The organism is Glycomyces tarimensis (assembly GCF_054776215.1).
This window is the reverse complement of sequence record NZ_BAAHCB010000011.1, coordinates 71,758-84,615: the sequence shown is the minus strand read 5'-3', so window position 1 is coordinate 84,615 and position 12,858 is coordinate 71,758. Positions and strand designations below refer to the sequence as shown.

The following is a 12,858-nucleotide window of genomic DNA, read 5'->3' as shown; positions in this document are numbered from 1 at the left end:
GTCCGCGGTGGCCTACCTCGACGGCGAGCACGCCTCGGCGATCTTCGCCCGCGGCTACTACACCCGTGCCACCATCGCGGCCATCGACTGGGACGGCGAGGAGCTCAGCCAACGCTGGCTCGCCGACTCCGGCCACGCCCCGATGTCCAACCCCTTCAACGACGGCCCGCACGGCGTCGAGGGACCGGACCCCGAATGGGGCACGCTCACCACCCAGGGCTTCCACTCGTTGAGCGCGGCCGACGTCGACGGTGACGGCAAGCAGGAGATCGTCTACGGCTCGGCCACGCTCGACGACGACGGCTCGCTGCTGTACTCCTCGTACGACTACGGCCCGCCGGAGTCGAACGTCGCCGGCGAATACGTCAAACTCGGACACGGCGACGCGGAGCACGTGGGCGACTTCGACCCGAACAACGAGGGCCTGGAGATCTTCACCGTTCACGAGGGAGGCGTCTGGGCGCCTTACGGCTACGCCATGCGGGACGCCGCCACCGGCGAGATCCTCTGGGGCGGCTACACCGGTCGCGACACGGGCCGGGGCATGGTCGGTGACGTCGAACCCGACATCGCCGGGCTCGAGGTCTGGGGCTCGATGCCTCCGAACACCGAAGGCGAGCGGGGGCTGTTCAGCGCCACCGGCGAGCGCCTCGGCGGCGAGGTGCCCGGCACCAACATGAGCATCCGGTGGGCGGCCGACATGACCACCCAGCAGGTGCACGGCGCCGCCACCGACGTCCTCGAGACCCCGTGGATCCAGGACTACGACCGCGGGGTGCTGCTCGAGGCCGAGGGCACGCTGACCAATAACTGGACGAAGGGCAACCCGAGCCTGGTGGCCGACGTGTTCGGCGACTGGCGCGAGGAGCTGCTGCTGCGCACCGAGGACTCCTCGGCGCTGCGGATCTACCTGTCCACCGAGGTCACCGACCGCAAGCTGTACACGCTCATGCACGACCCCCAGTACCGGGTCGGCGTGGCAGCGCAGCAGACGGCCTACAACCAGCCGCAGTACACGAGCTTCTACATGGCCTCGGACATGGACTTCGCGGACGTTCCCGTCCCCGACTTCCACGCTCCGGGAACGCTGCAGGAGCTCAAGGACACGCTCGAGTCCTACGAGGGCGACCTCAGCCGCTGGGAGCGCATGGTCCTCGCGGCCAAGCTCACCACGGCCGAGTGGTTCCTCGAGAAGGGCAAGACCGCCCAGGCGGTCAAGGCCCTTGAGGGATTCGCCTACAAGGCCGAGCGGATCGACGGTGAGGCCGGCCCGGTGCTGGTCCACCAGGCGAACCGGCTGATCGAGCAGTTGCGATAACCCGAGACGGCGAGCGGGGCCCCCTCCCGGGGGCCCCGCTCTCGTCGTATGCGCCTCAGACGAGCTTCTCGGCGTTCACGATCGCCTGGGCGAGCGCCTCGATGTTCTCGGCGGAACCCGTGTACGAGTAGATCGGCTCGGAGTTCCAGCCGACGATCTGCCCCTCCTGGACGGCCGGAAGCGCGTTCCAGGTCGGGAAGTCGGCCAGCGCCTCCGGCTGGAGCGCCACCTCGCGGGCGTCGAGCAGGAGCAGGTCCGCGGCGTACTTGTCGGCGTTCTCCCACGAGAGGCTCTCGAAGTACCCGCCGGCCCCGCCGTCCTCGTCCGGGTCGTCCGGAACGACGAGGTCGAGACCGAGCTCCGTGAACAGGCGCAGATCGTTGGCGTGCACGGGGTTCGAGGCGTAGAAGAAGTCCGGCGCGCCCGAGCAGGCCAGGATCTTGACCGGATTCTCGGCTGCGGCGGTGCGGAGCGTCTCGATCGCGGCGTCGTAGCGCTCCTTGGCGGCGGCGTTGTCCTCGGATTCGAGGTCGGCGCCGAGACTCGCGGCCAGTTCGGCGTGGCGGCCGATCACGTCGGTGAGGGTGTTGGAGCCGTCGTCGGCGGCCAGCAGCACTGGCGCGGCCATGCTCGTGACCTCTTCCTTGCTCTCCTCGGGCACGTACCACAGTGAGGCGGGGTCGACGTAGAAGTGGGTCATCACCACCTGCGGCTCGAGGGCGACGTAGGCCTCGATGTCGAACTCGCCGTAGGTGTTGCCGATAATGGTCAGTTCGTCGACGGGGAGGTTCCCGGCCTGCGAGGTGGGGCTGCCGTCCTCATTGGTGGTGGGGCCGAAGACGCCCTTGGGGGTGATGCCGAAGTCGTGCAGCGCGGCGGCCATGCCGGTGAAGGCGACGATCGAGGTGGGGATGCTGTCGAGTTCGACGGTCTGGTCGGCGTCGTCGGTGAACGACCAGGGACCGGTGTCCTCCGAACCGCCGCCGGACTCCTCGTCGCCGCCCGCGCCGCAGGCGGCGAGCATGCCGGTGAGGCCGAGGGCGCCGCCGCCGGCGAGTAGTCCGCGGCGGCCGAGTTTGACGCTGTCGACGTCGAATGCCATGTGTATCTCCTCAGTGAAGGGCAGGTGACCGTGTCAGAGTGTTGACTTAGGTTAGCCTAAGCAAATATTACGGACTCGCACGGCGTCATGATGTGCCGGCGGCCACCGCTTCACCGCTTCTGGCCCTCCCGGTGGGTGAGCCTGGCTCAGCTGTGCGGCTTAGGTTAGCCTAAACAACAATTGCCGTCGGTACCTTCGGAGCCACCACTTGTCAGCAGCCACGACCATGACCCCGCCCGGGGCGACCGGTGTCCCTCCCACCGCACGCCGCGTCGCCGGCCTGTTCGTCCTCGGTGCCGTCCTCGCCGCCCTCGCGGTCCTCAGCGTCGCCGTCGGCTCCCGCTCGATGGGTCTGGGCGAGGTGTGGTCCGGGCTCACCGACGCCACCGCCGAGGCCTACCCCGTCGTCACCGAGCTGCGCGTGCCCCGCACCGCCCTCGGGCTCGCCGCCGGGGCCGCGCTCGGGCTCGCCGGCGCACTCATGCAGGCCATGACCCGCAACCCGCTGGCCGACCCCGGCCTCCTCGGCGTCAACACCGGCGCGGCGGCCGCCGTCGTCTCCGCCGTCCACTTCCTCGGCCTCGTCGGCTTCACCGGGACGCTGCTCTTCGCCTTCGTCGGGGCGGCGATCGCCTCGGTCGCCTGCTACCTCATCGCGGGCGCGGCCAGCGCCACCCCCGCCCGGCTGGCGCTGGCCGGCGCGGCCGTCACCGCGGCGGGATACGCCTACGTCTCGGCGATCCAGCTGCTCGACACCGCCACGCTCGAACAGATGCGGTTCTGGTCGGTCGGCTCGCTCGTCAACGCGCACACCGTGCCGCTGCTGTTCGTCCTCGGCCCCATCGCCGTCGCCGGTTTCGGCGGGATCCTGCTCGCCAGGCCGCTCAACGCGCTGGCCCTGGGCGACGCCACCGCCACCGGGCTCGGCGTCGACCCGCGTGTGCTCCGCATCGCCGGGATCGCCGCCATCACGGTCCTGGCCGGCACCGCGACGGCCGCGTGCGGGCCCATCGTCTTCGTCGGCCTGGTCGTGCCGCACATCGTGCGCGCCTTCACCGGCCCCGACCAGAACTGGGTCCTGCCCTACTCGATCCTGTCGGGCGCGGTGTTCCTGCTCGCGACCGACATCCTCGGCCGCGTCGTCGCGCGGCCCGCCGAGCTCCAGGTCGGCATCGTGTGCGCCGTGGTCGGCGGCCCGTACTTCCTCTACCTGGTCAGCCGCAGGAAGGTGGCTCGCCTGTGACGGTCATTCGCTTGGGCGAGTATTCCATCCGCTTCCACGGCCGCACCATCGCGGCCGTGATCGGCTGCGTGGCGGCCCTGGCCGCCATCGGCGCCTGGTCGACCTCGACCGGTACGTTCGAGCTCACCCTCGATCGGCTGTGGGCCGCGCTCACCGGCTCGGGCACCGCCGCCGAGGAATTCATCGTCTGGACGGTACGCCTGCCGCGCCTGGCCGCGGGCGTCTGCGTCGGCGCCTGCCTCGGCCTGGCCGGTGCGCTCTTCCAGACCTTGACGCGCAACCCGCTCGGCAGCCCGGACATCCTGGGTCTGACCCAGGGCGCCTCGGTTGGCGCGCTGGCCGCGATCGTTCTCACGGGCGCCTCCAGCACCGTCGTCACCGGTTCGGCGGCGATCGGCGCGCTGGGCACCGGCCTGGTGATCTTCCTGCTCACCCGCGGCACCGATCCCTCCGGCTACCGGCTGGTCCTCGTCGGCATCGGCGTCGCGGCGATCCTCGCGGGCGTCAACGGCTACCTGCTGACCCAGAGCGACATCATCGACGCCGCCCGCGCGGTCTTCTGGCTCACCGGCGACCTCAACGGCCGCGACTGGCACCAGGCCGCCACCGCGGCCGTCGTCCTCGCCGCCGGGGGCGCCGTCACCGTCGCGATCGGACGCGGCCTCACGGCGATGCTGCTGGGCGAGGCGACCGCCGTCGGCCTCGGCGTCAACCTGAACGCCGTCCGGATCATCGCGCTCGTGACCGCCTCGATCCTGACCGCCGGGGGTGTCGCCATCGCCGGGCCGCTCGCGTTCGTCGCGCTGGCCGCCCCGCACATCGCCTCCCGCCTGACCGGCTCGTCCAGCAGCTTCCTGTGCGCCGCCCTGGTCGGGGCGCTCATCGTCGCCGCGGCCGACGCGGCGGCCGTGTTCGGCGTCGGCGAACGCCAGCTGCCGACCGGCGTCGTCACCGGCGTCGTCGGCGGCGTCTATCTCATGTGGCTGCTCGCCACACACCGCAAGAAGGGGGTCATGTCGTGACCGTGCCAATACACGGCTCCGCGGGCGTCGCCGAGGTGCTGCCGAGCCCGCTGGTCGTCGACGAGGCGACGATCGGATACGGCCGCGTCGCCATCAGCGAGGGCCTGACCGTCGACATTCCCGAGGGCGAGTTCACCGTCATCATCGGCCCCAACGCCTGCGGCAAGTCGACGCTGCTGAAGGCATTGGCGCGTATGCTCAAGCCCTCGGTCGGGCGGGTGCTGCTCGACGGTCGCGACATCCACTCGCAGTCGACGCGCTCGGTCGCCAGGCGGCTCGGCCTGCTGCCGCAGTCGGCGAGCGCGCCCGACGGGATCACCGTCGCCGATCTGGTCGCCCGGGGCCGCTACCCGCACCAGGGCATCCTCAAGCAGTGGTCGGCCGACGACGAGGCCGTCGTCGCCGAGGCGATGGCCGCCACCGACGTCGCCGACCTCGCCTCCCGCGGCGTCGACGAGCTGTCCGGCGGCCAGCGCCAGCGGGTGTGGATCGCGATGGTGCTCGCCCAGCAGACCCCGCTGCTGCTGCTCGACGAACCCACGACGTTCCTCGACATCACCCACCAGCTCGAGGTCCTCGACCTGTGCGGCAAGCTCCACCGGGAGGGCCGCACTCTCGTGGCGGTGCTGCACGACCTGAACCAGGCGGCGCGCTACGCCACGCACTTGATCGCGATGCGCGACGGGGCCGTGGTCGCCGAGGGCACCCCGGCCGAGATCGTCACCGCCGAGGTCGTCCAGAAGGTCTTCGATCTGCCGTGCCGCGTCATCGACGATCCGGAGACCGCGACGCCGCTGGTGATCCCGAGTGCGAGGGCCGTGACGTAGCGTCCGGCCCTATTCGAGCTGGGCCTTCGCGATCCGCACCTCGATCGTGGTGCCCTCGCCCTCGGCGCTCTCCAGGCGCAGCTCGCCGCCGTGGCCCGAGACGATCGAGGTCACAATGGACAGACCGAGTCCGGAGCCCCCGGTGGCGCGCGAGCGCGACGGGTCGGCCCGGTAGAACCGGTCGAAGATGCGCTTGCGGTGTTCTTCCGGGATGCCCGGACCCTGGTCGGCCACGCGCAGCACGGCCCAGTGGCCGTCGCTCTCGACGTCGACGTCGATGCGCGTGCCCGACGGCGTGTGGACGCGGGCGTTGGACAGCAGGTTCACCAGGACCTGGCGCAGCTGTCCCTCGTTGGCGACCACGGTGAGCTCCTCGGGGGCGCGAAGCTCGATCGGGTGGCCGGGGTCGGCCACCTCGGCGTCGTCGACCGCGTCCCGGGCCAGCTGGGACAGCTCCACGAGTTCGCGGTCGCCGCCGACCTCCTCGTCGAGCCTCGAGAGCACCATGAGGTCGTCGACGAGCTTGGCGAGCCTGGCGTTCTCGGAGCCGATGCGCTGCATGGCCCGGTCGAGCTTCTCGCCCTCGGCCGCGGCCCCGGACTGGTAGAGCTGCACGTAACCGCCGATCGCGGTGAGCGGCGTGCGCAGTTCGTGCCCGGCGTCGGCGACGAACTGGCGCAGGCGCTCGTGCTGGCGGTCGCGTTCGGCGATCGCCTCGGTCAGGCGTGTGACCATGCGGTTGAGCGCCATCGAGAGCCGGCCGATCTCGGTGCGCGGGTCGGCCGGTGTGATGCGGTGGTCGAGCCGGCCTTCGGCGACGGTCTCGGCGTCGGCGACCATGCGGTCGACCGGGCGCATGCCCCGCCGGGTGATGAGCCAGGCGATGGCGATGCCCATGGCGGAGACGACGATGCCGGTGATGACGACGGTGCGCGTGAGCGTCGAGATGGTGGCGTGGACGTCCTCGATCGGGGTGGCGACCACGAGGTCGACGGTGGTGCCCTGGATGGAGAAGCGGTCGTGGACCGCGGCGGCGCGGTAGGTCATGTCGCCCTCGGTGCTCCCGACGTCGAAGAACTCGTCGGTGTCCGGCGGCGCCGACAGGTCGGGCCTGGAGTACGGGTCGTCCAGGTAGCCCGACGGCTGGAGGTACACGAGCCGGCCGGAATCGTCGAAGGCCATGATCGCGAAGTCGGAGTACCCGTAGTCCTGCGATGGGTTCCCGCCCGGGCGGTCGACGATGCCGTGGCGCACGTAGTCGAGGAGCTTCTGGTCGACCTGGCCGATCAGGTGGTCGGAGACGGTCTTGACGGTCACGAATCCGATGATCGCCACCGCGATCGGCAGCAGGACCGCCATCGCGGCCGCGATCTTGGTGCGGATCGCCATCGGCTACTCCCGCGGCGGACGCAGCATGTAACCGACGCCCCGGACGGTGTGGATCAGTCTGGGGCCGAGCTTGTCGAGCTTGCGGCGCAGATAGAACACGTACGTCTCGGACAGGCTCGACTCGGTGTCGAAGTCATAGCCCCACACCTGCTTCAGCAGCTCTTGTTTGGACACCACGCGCCCGGCGTTCGCCGCCAGGTAGCGCAGCAGCCGGAACTCGGTGGGGGACAGGTCGACCGTTTCCCCGCCCCGCGTCACCTGATGCGCCGCCAGGTCGAGCGTGAGGTCGGCGACGGTCACGGTCTCCTCGGCGCGCGGGCCGCGCGTCTCGGCGTCCATCGTGCGGCGCAGGACCGCCGAGACACGCAGCGACAGCTCCTCGAGCCGGAACGGCTTCATCAGGTAGTCGTCGCCGCCGGAGCCGAAGCCTTCGCGCAGGTCGTCGGGGGCGGTGCGGGCGGTCAGGAAGATGATCGGGGTCTTGTCGCCGGTCGAGCGCAGCCGGTCGGCGACGCCGAAGCCGTCGAGTCCGGGCATGTTGACGTCGAGGATGACCAGGTCGGGGCGCGAGGCTTCGACCGCGGCGAGCGCCTCGGTGCCCGAGGGGGCAGAGGTGACGTCGTAGCCCTGGAACGAGAGCGCCTCGACCAGCAGGTCCGCCAGGCTCTCCTCGTCGTCCACGACGAGCAGCCGCGCCGGAGACCCGTCGGACCGGAGCGGCACCTCTGGAGGAGTGGCCCCGGCGGGTCCGCTGCTCGAAGTCATCCATCGCTCCTACTGCTGCCCGCGCCTGCGTTCGGTTGCCCGGCCAGCATATTGCAGGGTGTGGAGCATCGACAGGGTTCGGCGCCGTTTCCACGGCACTTCCGCAGCGGCTCTCAGCTTTCGTTCAGGCGGTCGGCGAGTCGGGGTGGCGTGACGGCCGGCGAGCCTGTAAGTTACCGACTAGTAGGATTCGGTTCCAACCGACAGACCTGGAGGCACAGCAATGGAGCGAGCCGTCAACGACCAGCCCCTCGCGGGACGGGCCGCCTTCGTCACCGGCGCGAGCCGCGGCATCGGCAAGGCCATCGCCGTGGCGCTCGGCGCGGCCGGCGTCAAGGTGGCGGTGTTCGCCAAGACCGGCGAACCGCACCCGAAACTGCCCGGGACCGTCCACGAGACGGCCGCCGAGATCGAGAAGGCCGGCGGCCGGGCGCTCCCGATCATCGGCGACCTGCGCGACGCCGAAGCCGTCACCGAGGCCGTCGATCGCGCCGCCGCCGAATTCGGCGGACTCGACATCTGCGTCAACAACGCCTCCGCGCTCGATCTCACGCCCGTCGGCGAGATGAGCCTCAAGCGGTTCGACCTCATCACGCAGGTCAACATGCGGGGCACCTTCGCGACCCTTTCGGCCGCGCTGCCGCACCTGCGCGAGTCCGATCACGCGCACCTGCTCACCATCGCCCCGCCGCTGGCGACCGATCCGAAGTGGTTCCACGGCGGCCCCTACACGGCCACCAAGTACGGCATGACGATCATGACGCTCGGCGCGGCCGGCACCGAGCCCGGCATCGCCGCCAACTGCCTGTGGCCCGCCACCACGATCGCCACCGCCGCTGTCGAGTTCGCGCTCGGGGGCAAGCCGATGGTCGAGCGCAGCCGCAAGCCCGAGATCGTGGCCGACGCCGCGCTGCTGATCCTGGCCAAGTCCCCGGACGCCTACACCGGCAACGCGGTCATGGTCGAGGACGTCCTCGCCGACGAAGGGATCGCCGATCTGTCGCCGTACTCGGTCGTACCGGGGCAGACCGACTTCCAGCCGGACATCTACGTCGACTGAACCGCGCATCGAGGCGTCGACGGACGCCTCGATGCCGCCGGTCAGTGGATGAGGTGGACGTCGCCGAACTCGTGCCACAGGTAGCGGGCCTCGATGGCCGCGGCGTAGGAATCGCGCAGCAGCTCGGTGTCGCACAGGGCCTCCAGCATCGACAGGTGCGTCGAGCGCGGCTCGTGGAAACCGGTCAGGAGCCCGTCGACCACGACCGGCGGCTCGGCCGGAGCGACGATCCGGCCGGTGTGGCCGGAGGCCGCGGCCACCGCTGCACCCCTGACGGCGCTCTCCAACGCGCGCACCACGGTCGTGCCCACCGCGATCACCCTGCCGCCGGAGGCCTTCGTGCCGTTCACGGCGCGGGCGGTGTACTCGCCGACCTCGAACCACTCCGGGTAGGGATCCTCGTCGCTCTCCAACGAGGCCACGCCCGTGTGCAGGGTGATCGGCGCGACGCCCACGCCCGCCGAGACCAGGCGCGTCACGATCTCGGGCGTGAACGGCCGTGCCGCACTCGGCATCTCGGCCGAACCCGGCACCGTGGCGAACGCCGTCTGATAGGCCGACAACGGCCAGTCGCGGTCGATATAGGAGTAGCGGATCGGCTTGCCGTGGCGCGCCAGGTACTCCGGGACCGATCCGAGCGGCGGCCGCGTCACCCACAGCCGCTTCCCGAAGCGCTCCAAGAGCTCCAGCTTCACACCGCCGGGCAGCTGGACGACGCGCCCGGGGACCTCGCCGAGGTAGGGGCGCGGGCCGTCGCGCAGCTCCACCAGCCACGAGCCGTCGGGCCTGGTCGAGGAGAAGTGCACACGCCGGCCGTGCTCGGTCGGCACCGACGCCGGCAGCGTCGTCGAGTTGTTGACCACGAGCAGGTCGCCGGGGGAGACCAGCGCGGGGAGGTCCTCGAAATGCCGGTGGCTGATCTCGCCGCTCGCCTTCTCCGACACCAGCATCCGCACGTCCGAGCGTGACGAGCCGCGGACCTCGGCGGGCTGGTTCGCCTCCAGGGCGGCATCGAGTGCGAAGGCGAAAGGGGAGGCCAATGTCGTGCTCATCGCGGTGCTCCTTCCTGAAAACCGCCGGCCTCGATCCGGCCGCTCGCCGGGCGGGCGGCGACGATCCTCACGATCGCGTCGGCCGCGCGCCCGGGCGGCTGAGCCTCTTCGGCGTCCATCTCGCCGACCGCGTCGGCCAGCATCTCGGTGTGCATCTCGCCGGGGTCGATCGCCCACACCGCGACCCGCGGCTCTTCGGCGGCGAGCACGTTCGACAACTGGTCGAGCGCGGCCTTCGTCGCCCCGTAGGGCCCCCAAGTGGCGTACGGGCCGGTGGCGGCGTCGGAGCTGATGTTCACGATCGCCCCGCCGCGCTCGCGCAATGCGGGCAGCGCCAACTGCGCCAAGGCGATCGGCGCGCGCGTGTTCACGTCGAACAGGCGCGGCCACGCGGTCAGGTCGGCCTCGGCCAGTTCCGGCAGCGGCACCTCCCCGAGCGTCGAGGCGTTGTTGACGAGCAGGTCGATGCGGCCCTCCGCCAGTGCGACCAGCCGCTCGCGGTGCTGCGGATCGGCGACGTCGCCGGTCAGGTGCCGGGCGCCGAGCTTCTCGGCGATCTCGGCCAGCCGCTCCTCGCCGCGGGCGGTGAGGACGAGGCTCCAGCCGTCGGCGGCGAGCCGCTCGGCGAGCGCCCTGCCCAGACCTGCCGATGCCCCCGTGACGATGGCGGTGCGGTTCTCGGCGTCTTCGAGAGTGTTGCTGTTCATGTCCTCGACGCTATGCTCCGCAGCGGCCGCGCACATCGGACCGAGGTCGCGGTGGTCCTACTCCGGTGGTCCTAGGACCAGCGTCCGAGTGCGCTCCCGGGAGCTTCGACTAGGTTGAGAGGCGTGAGCGATTCCCGATCCGACTCCACCGCCCTCCTGCACGAGGTGTCGGCCGCCGTCGGCGCGATCACCCGCCACCTGTCGGTCCCGCAGGTGCTGGAGGTGATCGTCTCCTCGGCCCGGCGCCTCGTCGGTGCCGACTACGCCGCCATCGGCATCCCCGACGAGGCCGGCGGCTTCGCCGAGTTCATCACCGACGGCATCAGCGAGGAGCAGCGCCTGAAGATCGGCCCGCTGCCCCGCCAGCACGGGATGCTCGCCGCGATCCTCACCGAGAACGAGCCGATCCGGCTGCCCGACCTGCGCCGCGACCCCCGCTACCAGTGGTGGCCCAAGGCCCACCCGACGATGGCGGCACTGCTCGGCGTCCCCATCCTCGACGGCGACCGGACGCTCGGCATCGTGGTGCTCACCAACGACCTCGGCAAGCCCGGCTTCACCCAGGACGACACCGAGCTGATCGAACTGCTCGCCTCGCACGCGGCCATCGCCCTCACCAACGCCCGACTCTACGAGCACAGCCGCGAACTGACGATCATCCAGGAGCGCAACCGGCTCGCCCGCGAACTCCACGACGCGGTCATGCAACGGCTGTTCTCGCTGCGGCTCTCCGCCCGCGCGGCCGCGAAGCAGATCGGCACCGACCCGGTCGCCGCCGAAGCCCGGATGGCGCAGGTCGAAGCGCTCGCCGCCGACGCCATCGCCGAACTGCGTGGCGTCATCGTCGAACTGCGCCCGGCCGATCTCGACACGCACGGCCTGATCGAGACGCTGCGACGCCACGTCGAACTGCTCGACCGGCTGCACGAGACCGACGTCGTCTTCACCGTCCGGTCCCCGGTGGACCTCTCACGCGACTGCGAGGTCGAGGTGCTCCGGCTCGTCCAGGAAGCGCTCGGGAACGCCTACCGGCACGCCCGCGCCGACCGAGTCGAGGTCACCGTCGACTCCGAGCGGGTCACCGTCGCCGACGACGGAGAGGGCTTCGACGCCGAGGAGGCCGCCACGCGCGGGCTCGGCCTGCTGTCGATGCGCGAACGCGCCAAGGCCGTCGGCGGCGCGCTCGAGATCGCGACCGCGCCCGGCGAGGGCACCGTCGTCACCTTGGAGCTGGTCCATGAATGAGCCGATCCGTCTCCTGCTCGTCGACGACCATCCAGTCGTCCGCCAAGGTCTGCGCGCCTACCTCGAACTCGAAGCGGACTTCGCCGTCGTCGGCGAGGCCGGCGACGGCGAGGAGGCGCTGGCGGCCATCGCCGACGACCGGCCCGACGTGATCCTCCTCGACCTGAAGATGCCGGGCCTCGACGGCCAAGGCGTCCTGGATCGACTCGACGCGGGAGGCCCGCGCGTGCTGGTGCTGACCTCGGCCACCGAGGGCGAGCGAGTCCCGTCCGCGATCGAGGCGGGCGCGGCCGGATTCGTCCACAAGGACATCGACCCCGACGCGCTGGCCGCCGCCATCAGGACCGTGCACGCCGGACAGTCGCTGCTCTCGCCCGCCGCGATGCGCGGGCTCATGTCGGGCGACACCGGCGACGCCGCGCCGTCGCTCACCCCGCGCGAGCGCCAAGTGCTCGGCCTGATCGCCAAGGGCCAGACGAACCGCCAGATCTCGCGGGCGCTCGGCGTCTCCGAGAAGACGGTGAAGACCCACGTGACGAACCTGCTCAGACGCATCAACGCCGCCGACCGGACCCAGGCGGCCCTGTGGGCCGTCCGGCACGGCATCGGCTGAACGGCTCCAGGGCGTCGCCGTCGTGAAAATCCGGACCGTCTACTCAGGTGGCACAGTGCGTAGTCGCCTACAGTCACCGCGTGCCCCATTCGCATACCTCAATAGCCCGTACCGTCCTGCCCCTCGCCGCGATCGCCCTCGCGGTCACCGCCTGTGCGCGGATCGAACCACTGGAGACCACTGGTCTCCATGAGGTCTTCACCGGCCCGCGACAAGACCACTGGTGTGGCGAGGGCGACGATGCGCGCCTCCTCGAGGACGGCGCCGACCTCATGGGCCCGCACTTCTCGGTCTCGTTCACCTGCCACTTCGCCGAGCCCGAATTTCCGGAATTCGTCATCGACGGCTCCGGCGAACCGTCTCGGATACCCGAGCTCATCGGCGGTGCTGAACTGCTGATCAACCAGATCGGATTCGAGTTCACCCAAGGATTCGAAGTGCGGCCGAGTCCCGTGCGGTCATGGATCGAGACCGGAGGAGAGCGGATCGACCTCGCCTCGATGCCTCCGCAGGGC

13 protein-coding genes are annotated in these 12,858 nt (G+C 70.8%); 8 read left to right on the top strand and 5 right to left on the bottom strand.

Going from position 1 to position 12,858, the window contains the following annotated elements; genetic code table 11:
* The coding region (locus ACYVK3_RS10705) for a rhamnogalacturonan lyase family protein (protein WP_460497299.1) at positions 1-1,318 on the top strand (1,318 nt) is incomplete at its 5' end.
* Between the two features lie 55 nt (positions 1,319-1,373).
* On the opposite strand, the gene ACYVK3_RS10700 is transcribed toward ACYVK3_RS10705, so the two are convergent.
* Complete coding sequence (locus ACYVK3_RS10700) at positions 1,374-2,420, bottom strand: ABC transporter substrate-binding protein (protein WP_460497298.1); 1,047 nt, start codon at positions 2,418-2,420, stop codon at positions 1,374-1,376.
* Positions 2,421-2,646: 226 nt separating this feature from the next.
* Between ACYVK3_RS10700 and ACYVK3_RS10695 the strand changes: the two genes are divergently transcribed.
* Genes ACYVK3_RS10695 through ACYVK3_RS10685 form a run of 3 tightly spaced genes read left to right on the top strand, consistent with a single transcriptional unit; the run spans position 2,647 to position 5,512 of the window.
* Positions 2,647-3,663: a FecCD family ABC transporter permease gene (locus ACYVK3_RS10695; RefSeq protein ID WP_460497302.1), complete on the top strand. Its 1,017-nt coding sequence runs from the start codon at positions 2,647-2,649 to the stop codon at positions 3,661-3,663.
* Positions 3,660-4,685, top strand: a complete 1,026-nt coding sequence (locus ACYVK3_RS10690) for a FecCD family ABC transporter permease (protein WP_460497297.1) — start codon at positions 3,660-3,662, stop codon at positions 4,683-4,685. Before ACYVK3_RS10695 ends, ACYVK3_RS10690 begins: the two co-directional genes overlap by 4 nt.
* 38 nt (positions 4,686-4,723) lie before the next feature.
* Positions 4,724-5,512: an ABC transporter ATP-binding protein gene (locus ACYVK3_RS10685; protein ID WP_460497301.1), complete on the top strand. Its 789-nt coding sequence runs from the start codon at positions 4,724-4,726 to the stop codon at positions 5,510-5,512.
* Positions 5,513-5,521: 9 nt separating this feature from the next.
* Here ACYVK3_RS10685 and ACYVK3_RS10680 read toward each other — a convergent pair whose 3' ends face one another.
* The gene (locus tag ACYVK3_RS10680; protein ID WP_460497295.1) at positions 5,522-6,901 is read right to left on the bottom strand and encodes a sensor histidine kinase; all 1,380 of its coding nucleotides are present in this window, start codon (positions 6,899-6,901) and stop codon (positions 5,522-5,524) included.
* A 3-nt stretch (positions 6,902-6,904) separates the two neighbouring features.
* On the bottom strand, positions 6,905-7,666 hold the full coding sequence (locus ACYVK3_RS10675) for a response regulator transcription factor (RefSeq protein WP_460497294.1): 762 nt from the start codon (positions 7,664-7,666) through the stop codon (positions 6,905-6,907).
* A 223-nt stretch (positions 7,667-7,889) separates the two neighbouring features.
* Here ACYVK3_RS10675 and ACYVK3_RS10670 point away from each other — a divergent pair, with 223 nt between their 5' ends.
* A complete protein-coding gene (locus ACYVK3_RS10670; protein ID WP_460497293.1) occupies positions 7,890-8,726 on the top strand; it encodes a Rossmann-fold NAD(P)-binding domain-containing protein in 837 nt (278 codons plus the stop codon).
* Positions 8,727-8,767: 41 nt separating this feature from the next.
* On the opposite strand, the gene ACYVK3_RS10665 is transcribed toward ACYVK3_RS10670, so the two are convergent.
* Complete coding sequence (locus ACYVK3_RS10665) at positions 8,768-9,778, bottom strand: S-adenosylmethionine:tRNA ribosyltransferase-isomerase (RefSeq protein WP_460497292.1); 1,011 nt, start codon at positions 9,776-9,778, stop codon at positions 8,768-8,770.
* Positions 9,775-10,485: an SDR family NAD(P)-dependent oxidoreductase gene (locus ACYVK3_RS10660; RefSeq protein ID WP_460497291.1), complete on the bottom strand. Its 711-nt coding sequence runs from the start codon at positions 10,483-10,485 to the stop codon at positions 9,775-9,777. Before ACYVK3_RS10660 ends, ACYVK3_RS10665 begins: the two co-directional genes overlap by 4 nt.
* A gap of 123 nt (positions 10,486-10,608) precedes the next feature.
* Between ACYVK3_RS10660 and ACYVK3_RS10655 the strand changes: the two genes are divergently transcribed.
* The 3 genes from ACYVK3_RS10655 to ACYVK3_RS10645 all read left to right on the top strand — a co-directional run.
* Positions 10,609-11,730, top strand: coding sequence for a GAF domain-containing sensor histidine kinase (locus tag ACYVK3_RS10655; RefSeq protein ID WP_460497290.1), 1,122 nt, complete (start codon positions 10,609-10,611; stop codon positions 11,728-11,730).
* Positions 11,723-12,343 carry a transcriptional regulator gene (locus ACYVK3_RS10650; protein WP_460497289.1) on the top strand — a complete coding sequence of 207 codons (621 nt, stop codon included), beginning with the start codon at positions 11,723-11,725 and terminating at the stop codon, positions 12,341-12,343. The genes ACYVK3_RS10655 and ACYVK3_RS10650 overlap by 8 nt, the downstream gene beginning before the upstream one ends.
* A gap of 80 nt (positions 12,344-12,423) precedes the next feature.
* Positions 12,424-12,858, top strand: a 435-nt coding sequence (locus ACYVK3_RS10645) for a hypothetical protein (RefSeq protein WP_460497288.1), incomplete at its 3' end; no start/stop codon positions are given.

What these genes read in the sequence shown, in the direction of transcription:
- ACYVK3_RS10700 (WP_460497298.1), bottom strand. Translation starts at nt 2,420, where the DNA reads ATGGCATTCGACGTCGACAGCGTCAAACTCGGCCGCCGCGGACTACTC.
- ACYVK3_RS10695 (WP_460497302.1), top strand. Translation starts at nt 2,647, where the DNA reads ATGACCCCGCCCGGGGCGACCGGTGTCCCTCCCACCGCACGCCGCGTC.
- ACYVK3_RS10680 (WP_460497295.1), bottom strand. Translation starts at nt 6,901, where the DNA reads ATGGCGATCCGCACCAAGATCGCGGCCGCGATGGCGGTCCTGCTGCCG.
- ACYVK3_RS10675 (WP_460497294.1), bottom strand. Translation starts at nt 7,666, where the DNA reads ATGACTTCGAGCAGCGGACCCGCCGGGGCCACTCCTCCAGAGGTGCCG.
- ACYVK3_RS10670 (WP_460497293.1), top strand. Translation starts at nt 7,890, where the DNA reads ATGGAGCGAGCCGTCAACGACCAGCCCCTCGCGGGACGGGCCGCCTTC.
- ACYVK3_RS10665 (WP_460497292.1), bottom strand. Translation starts at nt 9,778, where the DNA reads ATGAGCACGACATTGGCCTCCCCTTTCGCCTTCGCACTCGATGCCGCC.
- ACYVK3_RS10660 (WP_460497291.1), bottom strand. Translation starts at nt 10,485, where the DNA reads ATGAACAGCAACACTCTCGAAGACGCCGAGAACCGCACCGCCATCGTC.
- ACYVK3_RS10650 (WP_460497289.1), top strand. Translation starts at nt 11,723, where the DNA reads ATGAATGAGCCGATCCGTCTCCTGCTCGTCGACGACCATCCAGTCGTC.